The organism is Priestia sp. SRI_019 (assembly GCF_057586255.1).
The window spans coordinates 225,293-240,141 of sequence record NZ_JBYCZN010000004.1; the positions used below are offsets into that span (position 1 = coordinate 225,293).

Genomic DNA, 14,849 nt, shown 5'->3' on the forward strand with positions numbered 1-14,849 from the left:
ACCTCTCTTTCTATCTTCTACGCATATTTTGAACAACTAAATCTATGATAATGACAACATAATACGTCATTAATCCCACAACTACACTAATAATATGAAAGGTTTTTGGATAAGAGATGGTAATCACAACTGCGAGAGCAGCTGTTGCAAATCTTACAACAGTCCCAATTGAACGGGGCTTTTTCCCCTCATCCAACGCCTGTCCAAACTGCTCAAACTTTCTTACCAAGTTCCACAAATTATACAAACTCAGGGCGGTTCCTAAAATTAAACCTGCAAAAACAGCCTTATAACTTGTAAATCCCCAGCCGAGAACGTATAATGCTAACAAATACAATATGTATGAACGAAGTCTTGGAAAAACGTGCTGCAAATCCTGCATGAATTATTAATCTCCTGAAAAAAAATGGTGGACTGTCCGCAGCATCATAAAAACACCTGCTGCTAGCCCTGAAAGAAGGCCTAAAATCAAAAATAGTGGTTCGGTATCAAGCCATTGATCAGCCCATCTCCCAGAGAATAAGCCAATTAAGACTGAACCTGCTAACTGTGATAGAATGATTGACACTAATGCCATCGCTTGCAAAGGATGACGGTTGCGATCTTTCATAAGCTCATACCCCTTTTGCAAAATTTTCTTTTTTCCGAATTCTCTATCGTTGTTATAGCTCAATATATGATAGAAAGGCAAAAAAAATTGCTAAAAAAGGTAAAAACAGCTAATAAAATACGCAGAAATATCAACGGTTTTCACAGGTTGAAAACCTTATCATTTATATTCCCTGTAAGCATACAATAGCGTATATTTAATGTCAATGTGTTTAAGCTAAAAACTTCACAATCTCTTCTTATTGTTCACATTTCTGCCACACATAAAACCTCTTCAAATGAAAACATTTAAAGAGGTTCATTCAATCGTTATTGTACTGTGTACAACCTGCTCTTGTCTATGCTTTTTCACAAATGCAAATATTTGGTACGCCCCCGGTACAAGCGATTCATCAATCGTTATTTCTCGTTTTCTCATGCCTCTTTCTACATCAACGTCAACATCTAAATACGATATAAACTGTAAAGACTGCTTATCAAAAAGAGCAACGCCTAACTCATCTGCTCCTTCAGGCAAAAACAGTTCATAGCTATACGTATTTTTCTCTTTTTCCGCTGCTACTTGCAATCCCATGACACGAGGATAATCTGGAATGCTAACCATGTACATATAAGGAAGCGAAAATGTTTCACGTGAATCATTTATTTCCAAATATCCGTCATATATACCTTTATTTTTAAAACGGGGCTGCACCGATAAAGTGACAGCTATTTCTTTTGTCTGATGGGGCTGCACCGTGACGGGTAATGGAATATCCCAGTTCACTCCTTCATCCCTTTTCGGAACGTTTAAGCGATACGTTTTTGCTTTATCAGACTGGTTATCAATTTTAAATGATAAGACTTTTTTTGATGGGCGCGTAAAAATACCGAAAGATAAAGAAGATGGATAAAATAAAGAGTCTGCTGTGACAGCTTTTGCTAGTTGAATTCTCCCGGCTCCTTGTTCATATACGCGATACGTTTGACCGTTTAGCTGGTGCATTACTTTACTTGTGTTCATCAATGAAGCTTTGACTTGTTCAGGAGACCAGTTCGGGTGAGCTTGTAAAATAAGAGCGCACGCTCCAGCTACATGGGGCGCAGCCATACTTGTGCCATGCATGCGTTCATATCCGCCGGGAACTGTACTATTAATGAAGTAACCAGGTGCGACGACGTCCGGCTTGATTCCCCAAGTAGTCGTTACAGGCCCTCTTGAACTGAAAGATGTAAGCAAGTCTTGCACCACTTGCTTGCCAGTGCGTAAATATGGTTGTTGAGACTGAATGTGTTGATTAATGGTATCACCGCTTTTTTTACTTACCCATATCACTGGAATATTTACTGACTCTTTTAGTTTACCGATTATGCTTTTTTCAGTCGGACTATATAAAATAACGGCTTTTGCGCCTGCCTGTTCAGCTTGTTTGATCTTTTTTTCAACGGCATTTCCTTCTGCTTTTAGCAAAATGACGTTACCCAATGCATGCTTTTGCTCTTTGGAGTATTGTTCATTTATTACACGGAGCGTTTGATTAAACGTCCACGGGCGCGACCCTTCTACTGGCGCCATCATAATCTTGTCTTTATTAAATCCGATTGTTAGAAATTGAACTGTTGTCGGGGAAACAGAAGCGCCAACAGAAATAGCTTTTCCCGCTGTACCTGGAGAGCCCACGGTCCATAAACCTGGACCTGAATTGCCGCTGGATGTAACCGTTACAATTCCTTTTTCAACAGCTCGATCTAACGCTAAGCTTGTTGGTAAATCAGGGCCATTCACATCATTTCCTAATGATAAATTAATAATATCTACATCATCTTGAATTGCTTTTTCGATAGCTAGAATAACACTTTCAGACGTTCCAGCTCCACCAGGTCCAAGAGCTCGGTATGCGTAGATCTCCGCTTGAGGTGCTACACCTTTAATATTTCCATTTGCTGCAATAATACCAGCTACATGAGTGCCATGCAGAGTAGGCTCTCCTTGCTCGCGAGTGGTTTCCATCGGCTCATAATCTTTATCTATTACATCATACCCTCCCCTGTAGGTTTGTTTTAAATCGGGATGAGAATAATCAACACCCGTATCGATGACGCCTACTTTGATTCCTTTTCCTGTTAAGCGCTGATTATAAGTATCAAATAAGCCCCTTACCTGTTCTGAGCCAATGAAGGTTACGCTATTTTCTTCTGCAACCTGGTAGTTTTTAACAGAATGTGAACCAATAATAGAAGGATTATGAGATAGTTTTTCCAAATCCGAGATGGAGCCGTTTAATGAAAGTCCGGTAAACACTGTATGAAATTCGTTCTTAATCTTTATATTAGGATAATTTTTTTGTAGCTGACTTTTAAATTTTGCGAATTTTTCTTTTTCAATCATGACAATTATTGATTTTTCCTGATGATTCATTTCTTGTTTTATAGAAGGAAATGTCGGATTGAGTGACATTTGTCCTCCCCCGCTTCCTAATATAAAGCTAATCATTAACCATTTAATCCACATAAAAAACACCTCTCACACTATCGTGTCTCAAAGAGACACTTTTCATGTGAAAGGTGTTTAGAAATCTTACGAAAGCGGATTAAAAGCTTCCGGTCTGTTTTCACGGCGGTTGAAATAGTAGCTAATAGCATCACAAATACGTTTAGAAGCTAAGCCGTCTCCGTAAGGATTCGATGCTTGTGACATTTGCTTATATACGTCTTCATCTATTAACAGCTCTTTTGCTAGCGTATAAATTGTTTCTTCTTCCGTTCCTGCTAGTTTGAGCGTCCCTGCTTCAATTCCTTCCGGTCGCTCTGTTGTATCACGAAGTACCAATACAGGTACGCCTAATGAAGGAGCTTCTTCTTGAACACCGCCCGAATCTGTCAAAATAATATGAGCGCGCTCAGCGAAGTTATGGAAGTCAATTACATCTAACGGTTCAATTAAATGAATGCGTGGGTCATTTCCTAAGATATCGTTTGCTGTTTCTCTAACTACCGGATTCAAATGAACAGGATACACAACTTGCACATCTTCATGTTCATCCACAATACGTTTAACAGCACGGAACATGTTTTTCATTGGTTCGCCTAAATTTTCGCGGCGATGCGCCGTTAATAAAATAAGACGATCATCTCCCAATTTCGTTAACACTTCATGCTCATATGTCTCTTTTACTGTCGTTTTTAACGCATCGATAGCTGTGTTTCCAGTCACAAAGATTCGCTCTTCTTTTTTATTCTCTGCTTGCAAATTAGCTGCAGACTTATCGGTTGGAGCAAAGTGCAAATCAGCGAGAACGCCTGTAAGCTGACGGTTCATTTCTTCCGGATATGGAGAATATTTATTCCATGTGCGCAAACCTGCTTCAACATGTCCCACCTGAATTTGATTATAAAAAGCTGCTAGTCCGGCAATAAACGTCGTAGTTGTATCGCCGTGTACAAGTACGATGTCCGGCTTCACTTTTTTCATTACGTCATCCAAACCTTCTAATCCTCTGGTCGTTACGTCCATAAGAGTTTGGCGATCTTTCATAATGTTAAGGTCATAGTCAGGCTGAATGTCAAAAATGCTCAATACTTGGTCTAACATTTCACGGTGCTGAGCCGTTACCGTAACAATCGCTTCGAACTCCTCCGGTCGCTTTTTAAGCTCTAGCACTAGAGGGGCCATTTTAATTGCTTCTGGTCTTGTCCCGAATATCGTCATTACTTTAATTGGCTGCTTCATGTTCATCACCCGAATCTACAAATTATTTTGTACCGAATAAACGATCCCCTGCATCTCCTAAACCTGGAACAATATATCCATGGTCATTTAATTTTTCATCTAATGCCGCAATGTAAATATCTACGTCAGGGTGTGCTTCTTTTACGATTTCCACGCCTTCAGGAGCAGCAATTAAACACATAAATTTAATGTTTTTAGCGCCTCTTTTTTTAAGAGAGTTGATTGCTTCTACAGCTGACCCTCCTGTTGCAAGCATAGGATCTACTACAATAAAGTCACGCTCTTCTACATCATTAGGCAGCTTTACATAATATTCAACAGGCTGTAATGTTTCTGGATCACGATATAAGCCAACGTGTCCAACTTTAGCAGCTGGCATTAGTTTTAAAAATCCATCTACCATGCCGATACCAGCACGAAGAATTGGAACGATACCAAGCTTTTTCCCTGCAATAACTTTTGACTTTGTTTTGCAAACCGGTGTTTCAATTTCAACGTCTTCTAGCGGTAAATCACGTGTCGCTTCAAAAGCCATTAAGCTTGCCACTTCATCAACTAATTCACGAAACTCTTTCGTTCCCGTTTTTACATCGCGTATGTAAGTTAATTTGTGTTGAATAAGCGGGTGATCAAATACGTATACTTTGCCCATTGATATCTCTCCTTATATATAAAGATGTACACATTAAAATACCATTCAACGAATTGAATGGTACGTACTAGTAAAAACATATCTCTTGCTAATTAAATTTATACATTGCATTCATTTTACAGAAAAAAGTTTTTGAGTTCAAGCATTATTCAAAAAATGATTGAATTGCTACCACTTTCTCCATAAAAAAACAGGCACAAAGGCCTGTCTCTCTTAAAGTGATTTATACATTTCAAACTTGCTTGTTAAAGCTTCAACGCGTGTTTTAGCTTCAGCTAGCTTTTCTTCATCTTCAATATTTTTAAGCGTTAATCCGATGATAGAAGCAATTTCGTCCATCTCTTCTAAGCCAAATCCGCGAGTTGTAACCGCAGCTGTACCAATACGGATACCGCTTGTTACAAATGGGCTTTGCTCATCGTAAGGAATTGTATTTTTGTTTGTTGTAATACCTACATCATCAAGTGCTTTTTCAGCTACTTTACCTGTCAAATTCATTGAGCTTACGTCGATTAACACAAGGTGATTGTCTGTTCCTTCAGATACAAGAGCAAATCCTTCTTTCTTTAATCCCTCTGCCAAACGATTAGCATTGTCGATGATATTTTGAGCATAGTGCTTAAATTCATCTTGTAACGCTTCACCAAATGCTACTGCTTTTGCAGCGATAACGTGCATCAATGGGCCACCTTGAATACCAGGGAAGATTGACTTATCAATCTTTTTCGCAAATTCTTCTTTACATAAAATCATACCGCCGCGTGGTCCGCGCAGTGTTTTATGTGTTGTAGTTGTAACGAAATGAGCATGTGGCACAGGATTTTGATGAAGTCCTGCAGCTACTAGACCAGCAATATGAGCCATGTCTACCATTAAATAAGCGCCTACTTCATCAGCGATTTCACGGAAACGCTTGAAGTCGATTGCGCGTGGATATGCGCTTGCACCAGCCACAATTAATTTTGGTTTATGTGTACGAGCTTTTTCTAATACATCATCGTAATTAATACGATGTGTTTCACGATCTACGCCATATTCGATGAAATTGTACTGAACACCACTAAAGTTAACAGGACTTCCGTGCGTTAAGTGACCGCCGTGCGATAAATTCATACCAAGTACTGTGTCTCCAGCTTCTAAAACAGTGAAGTATACAGCCATGTTTGCTTGTGCACCTGAGTGAGGTTGAACATTCACATGCTCTGCTCCGAAAATTTCTTTTGCACGATCACGAGCTAAGTCTTCTACTACGTCTACGTGTTCACAGCCGCCGTAGTAACGTTTAGCTGGATAGCCTTCAGCATATTTATTTGTTAAAACTGAACCTTGTGCTTCCATTACCGCTGTTGTTACAAAGTTTTCTGAAGCAATTAGCTCAATCTTAGTACGTTGTCTTTGTAATTCATCCTTGATCGCATTATAAACTGCTGGATCTTGTTGCATTAGTTGTTTCTCCATCAAAATCCTCTCCTCATTTCGTATTCGCAATGTTCGTTATTTGTTGATTCAACTACATTGTAACATGATTTATTTAGAATAAAAAAGAAAAAATGTGTATTATTTTAATATATTTAATTACGAAAGTTCGTAAAACGCTCTCATTCCACCAATTAGTTTTGGACGCGTCTTTGCTATAGTAACATGAGCGTGTCCAACTGCGTTTAACGTACAACGAACGGGTACTGCGACATGCTTTAAATGCATACCAATGAATGTATCTCCAATATCAATACCGGCATCAGCTTTAATAAACTCTACCAAAACAGGCTCTTTAAGCTGGCCATAGGCCTGTGTAGCCATCGCTCCGCCTGCTTTATGGATAGGAACAACACTAACGATTTCTAAACGCTCTTTGCGAGCTAATTCTCTTTCTACTACCAGTGCTCGATTGAGATGTTCACAGCATTGAAATGCTAAGTGGACACCCGTTTTTTTTCGAAAATCTGCTAGTGTATCAAAAATCATTTCTGCGACTTCCATTGCGCCTGCGGTTCCTATTTTTTCACCAATTACCTCGCTTGTACTGCATCCAATGACAAGTGTATGTTCTGAAGACAACTGCACTTGTGCTAAAAAATCAGATAAAACTGTTTCCAACTGCTCTTTCCATTTCGTAAGTTCAGACACATTTTTCTTCCTTTCTTTCATTGAATACGTTCACATTATACAGTTACTGTTTCATCGCTTTGCTGCTCATACTGTTTGATTTTATTCACGCGATTTTCATGTCGGCCGCCTTCAAATTCTGTCATTAACCAAATTTTCGCAATTTCACGTGCAAGTCCCGGCCCAATGACACGTTCACCCATTGCCAAAATGTTGCTGTCATTATGTTCTCTTGTTGCTTTTGCACTGAACGTATCATGCACTAGAGCGCAGCGAATTCCTTTTACTTTATTAGCTGCTATACTCATACCGATGCCTGTTCCACAAATAAGAATGCCTCGACTTACTTCTTGGCTCGCCACTTTTTGAGCAACGGGAAGTGCATAATCCGGATAGTCTACAGACGCTGTGCATTCACACCCTAAATCCACATATTCAATATTTAATTCTTCCATTAAAGAGATAATTTCCTGTCGCAAATTTATACCGCCGTGGTCAGATGCAATAGCTACTTTCATCTTTGTTTCCTCCTCATACATACCTTCGTCTTATATTAAATTTCTGTTCATTTTAAGTCAGCAAACATTTATGGGACCTTTTATAATTTGTCGACTATTTTGTTAATCATACGCTCTAACTCTTCTAAAGTCTGTTCGTACGTCTGTAATGATCCGCCAAACGGATCAGATACTTCACCTTGCTCGTCGGCAAATTCTTTTAGCGTAAATAATTTATCACTTACGTATGGGGCTTGGTTCAAAATCAGCATTTTATGCTGCTCCGTCATCGTAAAAATATAAGTAGCCCACATCAATTGTTCTTCCGTTAATGCTGCCGAAGCATGAGAACAAGCTATGCCTTTCTGGTGAAGGGCAACTTGTGCATGAACAGAAGCTTCACTTCCATTTGAAGCGAATACACCTGCAGACTTCACGTTTATTCCATGTATCTTTTTAGCTTTGAGTAACGCTTCTGCCATAGGGCTGCGGCACGTGTTTCCTGTACATACAAATAAGATGTTTTTCAAGATACATCCTCCCTTGCTTTCACTATGTTCGACTATGTTGATATTCCACCCTATTGTATCTCTATTGCTTGCATAAATCCAGTTAGCTTTTCCGGGTATTTTTTATCCATTACCGCTTCATCCATCTCGAAAAAACGACTTCGCTTTCCTCCTTTTATCGATGCAATCCAAAAGAAGCAAAAAAAGACCATAACCTGAATGGTCATGATCCTTTACCTATTTATATAGTTAAAAAGGTAGTAACAATTTGATTCCAAAAGCTAATAAAATGCTTCCGCCCAGTGCCTCACTATATGAACCAAGCCAGCCTTGTACTCTTCTGCCTAGCAGCAGTCCTAACCAAGTTAATAGCATACTTACTACGCCAAAAACAATAATGGTCAAAAACGTTCTTGCTCCAAAAATACCTAAGCTAAGTCCAACAGAAAAACTATCTAGACTCACGCTGAGCGCAAAAAATAACAGTCCAAAGCCAACTGGTTTGATAAACGGCGTATCGTCATGCTTAAAGGAGGAATAAATCATCTGCGCCCCAAGAATCAGCAATAAAATTCCACCGCCATAGGTAGCAAACATTCCAAGTTTATCAGACAAAAGTCGTCCAATAAACATACCTAACAGCGGCATCCAAATATGAAATACACCGATAACAACACCAATGTAGAAAATTTGGCGAAAGCGTAAACGAATTAATCCCATTCCCAAACCAACTGAGAAAGCATCCATTCCTAAGGCAAACGCCATAATGACTAACGTGATCATTTCACTAATTAACTGAGATACATTCATCTTTACCCTCCTCGGACGTGCTCCTATTTCAAAATATGCACATTCGAAAAGGTTTAGAAGATGAATTTTATTGCTTAATCACGTGATGTCCTGCAGCTTTCATTAATCGGTTCATAACGGCATGACCGACTCCTTCTTCAGAAAAACTTTCACTAACGATAACATCTACGTCGCACTCATTAAATGAACGAAGCGACTCGTATAAGTGGCTAGCAACCGTCTCTAAATTTGAACGAGATCCACATGTGATAACCGCATCCGCTTTATACGCATCTTCATGTTCAGATGTCGTTAATACCCCCACTCGCTTACCCTGATCTTTATAGCGATCAATAATAGACTGGAAAAAATCTGAACTGCCGTCAACGATGACAAGCGGTGCATCAGGTGCGTAATGCGTGTATTTCATACCTGGAGATTTTGGCGCTTCTTTATCACTTAGTAACGCTTGATCTACTTTTACGGGACCAATGACATTTTCCAACTCTTTCTGAGTAATGCCGCCCGGCCGTAAAATGATAGGAATCTCTTCTGTACAATCAAGGACCGTCGATTCTACTCCTACCCCTGTTGCTCCTCCATCTACAACTCCGCTAATACGCCCTTCTAAATCATTCATCACATGATGAGCTAGAGTGGGACTTGGCTTGCCGGAAAGGTTTGCACTAGGAGCTGCGATAGGCAAAGCAACTTTTTTTAATAATGCGAGGGCTACCGGATGTGAGGGCATTCTCACTGCAATGCTGTTTAAACCAGCCGTAACTTTATCTGAAACTCGATCTTTTTTGGGTAATATGACTGTAAGAGGACCCGGCCAAAAAGCATCGATCACTTTCTCTGCTTTTGAAGGAATCGACTCTACAAATGTATGAAGCTGCTCTTTATCTCCAATATGAACAATAAGAGGGTTATCACTAGGACGTCCTTTCGCTGCAAAAATTTTATCCACAGCTTTATCCGATGTTGCGTCTCCTCCTAATCCATACACCGTCTCTGTAGGAAAAGCAACTACTTCGTGATTGCGCAGCAAATCTGCTGCTTCTTCTATCTGTGGATAAATATCTTTTTCGTTCGTAAAATTATCCACAACCCATAACTTAGTTTCCATCTTCTTCAACTCCTTTTTCTTTCTATATCTAGGTTTTTTTTACTTTAAAAGTACAATATGTATTAAAAGTAGTAAAATACATGCTTTCATTATATCAACAAACAAGCTTTATCCACAAAATGTGGATAAAGCTTATGTTTTTGTGAATAACATTGTGGATACCCCATTAAAATGATTTATCCACATTTCCTTTTAACTAGCTGCATAAAACATCACATAGACATCCTGAGGGTTTGGTAACTTTTTTAAATAAGAATGTTCTTTTAACAACTCAGGCAGTGCACTGTAAGATGTTTGCTGAAAATTCATCATTTGAAAAAAATGTAGAGAAGATGCCTTATTTGTTAGTAAATATAGTTGCTTCACGCCATGCTTTTGAGCCAGCTGGACGATGCTTTTAAATAGCAGCAAAATATCAGATTGCATTAAAGAAGGAGACACGACAAGGGAGCGGAGAATTCCATCCACACCTTCTTTTTCAAACCCAACTGTTGCTAGCAGCTCGCCTTCTTCATTTTCCATTATGACAAATTGATGAATATGCTCTTTCACACCTGCTGTGCTGATGCCCGCTTTTTGCAAGAACTGCTGAATTCGAATATAATCATTTTCACTAGCAATTTTTAATTGTTCTCTCATTTTAATCACCTCAACTTGTTTTCTAGTAACAAATCTATGAGGTGATTAAAAAAAGTAGAACTGAATTTTATTTTTAATGATTCTATTAATTAAATACTGACGATACCCATTCTACTACAAAAAACTTAACTTCTACAGAATCTTCTTTTGATTTAGAATCAGCTTTTTTCTTAGATGAAACAGACTTTTCAGCTTCTTTACTTTCCTTTTTTTCAGCCTTAGCACTTGTCTCTTCCTTTACTGTGCTGCTTGTATCTTTTGCAGTTGCTTCTTTAGAAGATACTGTTGGTTGAGAAGATTCCTCAGCTTTCTGCTCAATAGAATCCGATGTAATAGTTGCAGATTGAATTTCTGTTTTCACTGCAGGCTCTTTACTTTCAGCCGATTTGTCATCTGTTTTGTCTGCAGATTTTGATTCAGAAACTGCTGGTTTCTCTTTTTCTTCCGTTGGCTCTTCTTCAGATGGCTCCGGCGCTTTTACCGCTTCACCGTTTGAGAAATCTAAGAAGCATAAAGGAGGAAATAGTACACACCACCAGTTTGCTCCCTCTCCTTTGCCAAGAGTAATAAGCACGGCTTCATACTCCCCTGCTGGATATAAGAACTGACCGTACAACTTAGTAGGAAACTCTACTTTTCCGAATTTAACATGAACAGATTCATTTACGCCTTCTTCTTTTAACACTTCTTTCGCAATTGTTTCAAGCGCCGGCAAATTTTCTTTAATCGTTTTTCGAGCTACAGTTACAGATGTTAAATCTTTTACCCATTCTGTAATTTGTTCGTTCACCCGGTCACGAATCAGACGTTTTACGTACTGGTCTTTTTCACCATCGCTGTTTGCTAAAATGCGCAGTCGAATCGCCTCGTCTGGAATGACCGCAGGCTGATCTGCCTGCACTTGGTTATGTGTATATATAAGTTGAGCATTTGCTCCAATAATTAATAAAATAAAATAAATGATAGCATATTTCTTCATTTCGGCCACCGCCCTTTCATAGGAACAGTATGGCCGAAAGCAAGATATCTTAAACTAGTAATTTAGTAAAAAAATGCATGATTTTCAAAAACCAAAGGGAAAATCCTTCCCTCTGATTTTTTTAGTTCTCACGAAGTTGTGCAAAAACCATTCGATCTTTTCCATTAATATCATATACACATTCTACAAAAGCTGTCGGAAACGTTTTTTCCAGCATCTCAGCTACATCTTTTGTCTGTCCGGCCCCGACTTCAAATCCAATAATACTATTTGACTTCGTCACATATGGCAGCTCTTCCATGAAACGTCGATAAAAATCCAGGCCATCTTTTCCACCAAAAAGAGCTCGGTTTGGCTCGTGATCTTTTACCACTGTGGACAACTCATCATCTGCTGGAATATAAGGCGGATTAGACACAATCACATCAAATTTCTGATTTGATAATAGAAATGGTTGTAATAGATCTCCCTGTATAAACGTGACAGCAGCCTCCAGGTTTTGAGCATTTTCTTTGGCTACGCTTAAAGATTCTATAGCTATATCGGTTGCTGTAACTTCCACTCTGTCAAGCTCCAAAGCTAAAGTGATAGCAATTGCTCCACTTCCCGTTCCAATATCTACAAGCTCAATAGGCTGGTGTTGAAATTCTTTTTTTATTCGAGAAATCATTCCGTATACCAGCTCTTCCGTTTCGGGTCTTGGAATTAATACATGTTCGTTTACAATAAATGAACGCCCGTAAAATTCTTCTGTCCCGATTAGATATTGTACAGGCATACCTGCTTTATGAGCATGGACATCTTGTTCAAATCTTTTTAGACTTTCTTCTTCTAGTTCTTCCTGCAGAGCACCTAGCAAATGAGTTCTCGTCATCTGCAAGTGATGGCGAAGCAAGAGTTCTCCCGCGTTTTCATCTCGCTTTGCCTCTTTCAAAAAAGAAGAAGCCCACTTAAGGGCTTCAAATACTTTCATTAGTTCGAATCTTCCATTCGGCGCGCTTGGTCTTCCATGACTAATGCATCGATAATTTCATCAAGCTTGCCTTCTAAGATTTGATCTAGCTTTTGAATCGTCAGACCAATACGGTGGTCCGTTACGCGATTTTGCGGGAAGTTATACGTACGGATACGCTCGGAGCGATCTCCTGATCCAACTGCTTGTTTGCGCGTTGCATCGTACTCTGCTTGTGCTTCTCGCTGAAACTTATCGTACACGCGAGCACGCAATACTTTCATGGCTTTTTCTTTATTTTTAATCTGAGACTTTTCATCTTGACATGATACCACTGTATTTGTTGGTAAATGCGTTAAACGAACGGCTGACATCGTCGTATTAACACTTTGGCCACCAGGTCCACTTGAAGCAAATGTATCTACACGGATGTCTTTTTCATGAATGTCCACTTCGACTTCTTCTGCTTCAGGAAGACATGCTACCGTTGCTGTAGATGTATGAATACGACCGCCTGATTCTGTTTCAGGAACTCGTTGAACACGGTGTGCGCCGTTTTCAAATTTCATCTTTGAGTAAGCACCTTTACCGTTAATCATAAAGATAATTTCTTTATAACCGCCTACTCCAGTAGTCGTTGCTTCCATTACTTCTGTTTTCCAGCCTTGTGATTCAGCAAAGCGCGAATACATCCGGTACAAATTAGCTGCAAATAATGCTGCTTCATCTCCGCCAGCAGCTCCACGAACCTCCATGATTACGTTTTTATCATCGTTTGGATCTTTTGGAATTAATAAAATACGTAGCTTTTCAACTAGCTCTTCTTGCTGCGTTTCTAACTCGGCAATTTCTTCTTTTACCATGTCACGCATATCTGCATCAAGCTTATCTTCAAGCATCGTTTTCGCTTCTGATAACTGCTCTTTTACATCTTTGTATTCCTGATAAGCAGCTACCGTTTGTTGTATATCTGATTGTTCCTTCGAATATTCTCTCAACTTAGAGGGGTTGTTTACGATCTCAGGGTCACTCAGAAGTTCGTTTAACTTCTCATAGCGCGCCTCTACCGCTTCTAAACGATCAAACACGTCATTCACCTCATTCTTTATCCATAACATTGTAATTATAGTATAGCTTTAAAATAGAGTCAAAACCTTGTTAATACACGTATATGAACAAAAAAACAGAACTGCGCGTTCTGTTTTTATCATCATAAAATTCTTGCTTTATTTTTCGACCATTTCGCTTGAGTCCACAGACACAGCTTGTCCTTTAGACTTTTGCACAACGTGGCAATGACGACATCTTGGTTCGTACGATTCAGACGCACCGACTAAAATAATAGGGTCGTCATAAGAAGCAGGCTCACCGTTAATCAAACGCTGCGTACGGCTCGCAGGAGAGCCACATGAAGCGCACACGGCCTGTAGCTTTGTTACAGATTCTGCAATAGCCATTAACTGCGGCATTTGTCCAAAAGGTTCACCTTTGAAGTCTTGATCTAACCCCGCTACAATCACACGAAAGCCTTGATCTGCTAAAGATTGAACAATTTCTAAAATATCTGTGTCAAAAAACTGTACTTCATCTATCGCTACTACGTCTGTCTCTTCATCTACTCGCTTTAAAATATCGCGCGATGCCGAGATTGAATAAGCCATAACAGATGTACCATTATGTGAAACGACCGCTTCTTCGCTATATCGATTATCAATTGCAGGCTTGAACACTTGTGCTTTTTGTTTAGCAAACTGCGTACGGCGCACACGTCGAATTAACTCTTCTGATTTCCCTGAAAACATACTGCCACAAATTACTTCTATCCAACCGCTTTGTTTCATTACGTACACCACTGCGGGACTCTCCCTTCTTCTCGTTCCGTTTCTGAGCGAACCGCTACTAACTTAATCTACGTCTTCTATGTAGATCTTATTCCTATGATAAAGTACCCACTTTTTTATCAAGCAGACACTGTTTTTCTACTTTTATAAGCAAAAAAACAGGCAAGAAGTTAAGCTACTTGCCTGTTTGTTTCGACAATGTGATTATTTAAGACCGTATTTTTTGTTGAAGCGATCAACACGGCCACCAGCTTCAGCGAATTTTTGACGACCAGTGTAGAATGGGTGACATTCAGAACAAGTCTCAACGCGGATCTCTTCTTTTACAGAACCACTTTCAAATTCGTTTCCGCAAGTACATTTAACCATAACTGTTTTATAGTTTGGATGAATTCCTGTTTTCATTCGTTTCATCTCCTTCCGCCCTGAATCATTCTG

General features: G+C 39.3%; 18 protein-coding genes. All 18 read right to left on the minus strand.

Annotated elements, in window-relative coordinates; translation table 11 throughout:
- Positions 1 to 10: 10 nt before the first annotated feature.
- Positions 11 to 382: an ATP synthase subunit I gene (locus tag AC2YJL_RS22050; protein ID WP_013059806.1), complete on the minus strand. Its 372-nt coding sequence runs from the start codon at positions 380 to 382 to the stop codon at positions 11 to 13.
- 6 nt (positions 383 to 388) lie between these two features.
- The gene (locus AC2YJL_RS22055) at positions 389 to 610 is read right to left on the minus strand and encodes an AtpZ/AtpI family protein (RefSeq protein ID WP_013085464.1); all 222 of its coding nucleotides are present in this window, start codon (positions 608 to 610) and stop codon (positions 389 to 391) included.
- Between the two features lie 297 nt (positions 611 to 907).
- Positions 908 to 3,100, minus strand: a complete 2,193-nt coding sequence (locus AC2YJL_RS22060) for a S8 family serine peptidase (RefSeq protein ID WP_251568946.1) — start codon at positions 3,098 to 3,100, stop codon at positions 908 to 910.
- A 66-nt stretch (positions 3,101 to 3,166) separates the two neighbouring features.
- Positions 3,167 to 4,318 carry a non-hydrolyzing UDP-N-acetylglucosamine 2-epimerase gene (wecB, locus tag AC2YJL_RS22065; protein WP_016765923.1) on the minus strand — a complete coding sequence of 384 codons (1,152 nt, stop codon included), beginning with the start codon at positions 4,316 to 4,318 and terminating at the stop codon, positions 3,167 to 3,169.
- A 22-nt stretch (positions 4,319 to 4,340) separates the two neighbouring features.
- Complete coding sequence (gene upp, locus AC2YJL_RS22070) at positions 4,341 to 4,970, minus strand: uracil phosphoribosyltransferase (RefSeq protein ID WP_013059810.1); 630 nt, start codon at positions 4,968 to 4,970, stop codon at positions 4,341 to 4,343.
- Positions 4,971 to 5,183: 213 nt separating this feature from the next.
- A complete protein-coding gene (locus tag AC2YJL_RS22075) occupies positions 5,184 to 6,428 on the minus strand; it encodes a serine hydroxymethyltransferase (protein WP_013059811.1) in 1,245 nt (414 codons plus the stop codon).
- 117 nt (positions 6,429 to 6,545) lie between these two features.
- The gene (locus AC2YJL_RS22080) at positions 6,546 to 7,097 is read right to left on the minus strand and encodes a TIGR01440 family protein (RefSeq protein ID WP_487374964.1); all 552 of its coding nucleotides are present in this window, start codon (positions 7,095 to 7,097) and stop codon (positions 6,546 to 6,548) included.
- Positions 7,098 to 7,132: 35 nt separating this feature from the next.
- Positions 7,133 to 7,594, minus strand: coding sequence for a ribose 5-phosphate isomerase B (rpiB, locus tag AC2YJL_RS22085; RefSeq protein WP_050690854.1), 462 nt, complete (start codon positions 7,592 to 7,594; stop codon positions 7,133 to 7,135).
- 80 nt (positions 7,595 to 7,674) lie between these two features.
- Complete coding sequence (locus tag AC2YJL_RS22090) at positions 7,675 to 8,103, minus strand: low molecular weight protein arginine phosphatase (RefSeq protein WP_195695680.1); 429 nt, start codon at positions 8,101 to 8,103, stop codon at positions 7,675 to 7,677.
- A gap of 50 nt (positions 8,104 to 8,153) precedes the next feature.
- Complete coding sequence (locus tag AC2YJL_RS22095; RefSeq protein WP_251568944.1) at positions 8,154 to 8,309, minus strand: hypothetical protein; 156 nt, start codon at positions 8,307 to 8,309, stop codon at positions 8,154 to 8,156.
- 22 nt (positions 8,310 to 8,331) lie between these two features.
- Positions 8,332 to 8,892 carry a manganese efflux pump MntP gene (locus AC2YJL_RS22100; protein WP_013059815.1) on the minus strand — a complete coding sequence of 187 codons (561 nt, stop codon included), beginning with the start codon at positions 8,890 to 8,892 and terminating at the stop codon, positions 8,332 to 8,334.
- Between the two features lie 67 nt (positions 8,893 to 8,959).
- The gene (locus AC2YJL_RS22105; protein WP_487374965.1) at positions 8,960 to 10,000 is read right to left on the minus strand and encodes an L-threonylcarbamoyladenylate synthase; all 1,041 of its coding nucleotides are present in this window, start codon (positions 9,998 to 10,000) and stop codon (positions 8,960 to 8,962) included.
- Positions 10,001 to 10,192: 192 nt separating this feature from the next.
- Positions 10,193 to 10,639 carry a GNAT family N-acetyltransferase gene (locus tag AC2YJL_RS22110; RefSeq protein WP_153252781.1) on the minus strand — a complete coding sequence of 149 codons (447 nt, stop codon included), beginning with the start codon at positions 10,637 to 10,639 and terminating at the stop codon, positions 10,193 to 10,195.
- Positions 10,640 to 10,724: 85 nt separating this feature from the next.
- Complete coding sequence (gene spoIIR / locus AC2YJL_RS22115) at positions 10,725 to 11,618, minus strand: stage II sporulation protein R (RefSeq protein WP_050690851.1); 894 nt, start codon at positions 11,616 to 11,618, stop codon at positions 10,725 to 10,727.
- A 121-nt stretch (positions 11,619 to 11,739) separates the two neighbouring features.
- The gene (gene prmC, locus AC2YJL_RS22120; protein WP_251568943.1) at positions 11,740 to 12,591 is read right to left on the minus strand and encodes a peptide chain release factor N(5)-glutamine methyltransferase; all 852 of its coding nucleotides are present in this window, start codon (positions 12,589 to 12,591) and stop codon (positions 11,740 to 11,742) included.
- Complete coding sequence (gene prfA, locus AC2YJL_RS22125) at positions 12,591 to 13,658, minus strand: peptide chain release factor 1 (protein ID WP_013059820.1); 1,068 nt, start codon at positions 13,656 to 13,658, stop codon at positions 12,591 to 12,593. Before prfA ends, prmC begins: the two co-directional genes overlap by 1 nt.
- 138 nt (positions 13,659 to 13,796) lie before the next feature.
- The gene (locus AC2YJL_RS22130; RefSeq protein WP_226897604.1) at positions 13,797 to 14,411 is read right to left on the minus strand and encodes a thymidine kinase; all 615 of its coding nucleotides are present in this window, start codon (positions 14,409 to 14,411) and stop codon (positions 13,797 to 13,799) included.
- Positions 14,412 to 14,615: 204 nt separating this feature from the next.
- The gene (gene rpmE, locus AC2YJL_RS22135; protein ID WP_013085477.1) at positions 14,616 to 14,816 is read right to left on the minus strand and encodes a 50S ribosomal protein L31; all 201 of its coding nucleotides are present in this window, start codon (positions 14,814 to 14,816) and stop codon (positions 14,616 to 14,618) included.
- Positions 14,817 to 14,849 lie beyond the last annotated feature (33 nt).

Excerpts from the sequence above, each read along its gene's own strand:
- AC2YJL_RS22050 (WP_013059806.1), bottom strand. The coding sequence starts at position 382 with ATGCAGGATTTGCAGCACGTTTTTCCAAGACTTCGTTCATACATATTG.
- AC2YJL_RS22055 (WP_013085464.1), bottom strand. The coding sequence starts at position 610 with ATGAAAGATCGCAACCGTCATCCTTTGCAAGCGATGGCATTAGTGTCA.
- AC2YJL_RS22060 (WP_251568946.1), bottom strand. The coding sequence starts at position 3,100 with ATGTGGATTAAATGGTTAATGATTAGCTTTATATTAGGAAGCGGGGGA.
- wecB (WP_016765923.1), bottom strand. The coding sequence starts at position 4,318 with ATGAAGCAGCCAATTAAAGTAATGACGATATTCGGGACAAGACCAGAA.
- upp (WP_013059810.1), bottom strand. The coding sequence starts at position 4,970 with ATGGGCAAAGTATACGTATTTGATCACCCGCTTATTCAACACAAATTA.
- AC2YJL_RS22075 (WP_013059811.1), bottom strand. The coding sequence starts at position 6,428 with ATGGAGAAACAACTAATGCAACAAGATCCAGCAGTTTATAATGCGATC.
- rpiB (WP_050690854.1), bottom strand. The coding sequence starts at position 7,594 with ATGAAAGTAGCTATTGCATCTGACCACGGCGGTATAAATTTGCGACAG.
- AC2YJL_RS22095 (WP_251568944.1), bottom strand. The coding sequence starts at position 8,309 with ATGACCATTCAGGTTATGGTCTTTTTTTGCTTCTTTTGGATTGCATCG.
- AC2YJL_RS22100 (WP_013059815.1), bottom strand. The coding sequence starts at position 8,892 with ATGAATGTATCTCAGTTAATTAGTGAAATGATCACGTTAGTCATTATG.
- AC2YJL_RS22105 (WP_487374965.1), bottom strand. The coding sequence starts at position 10,000 with ATGGAAACTAAGTTATGGGTTGTGGATAATTTTACGAACGAAAAAGAT.
- AC2YJL_RS22110 (WP_153252781.1), bottom strand. The coding sequence starts at position 10,639 with ATGAGAGAACAATTAAAAATTGCTAGTGAAAATGATTATATTCGAATT.
- spoIIR (WP_050690851.1), bottom strand. The coding sequence starts at position 11,618 with ATGAAGAAATATGCTATCATTTATTTTATTTTATTAATTATTGGAGCA.
- prmC (WP_251568943.1), bottom strand. The coding sequence starts at position 12,591 with ATGAAAGTATTTGAAGCCCTTAAGTGGGCTTCTTCTTTTTTGAAAGAG.
- AC2YJL_RS22130 (WP_226897604.1), bottom strand. The coding sequence starts at position 14,411 with ATGAAACAAAGCGGTTGGATAGAAGTAATTTGTGGCAGTATGTTTTCA.
- rpmE (WP_013085477.1), bottom strand. The coding sequence starts at position 14,816 with ATGAAAACAGGAATTCATCCAAACTATAAAACAGTTATGGTTAAATGT.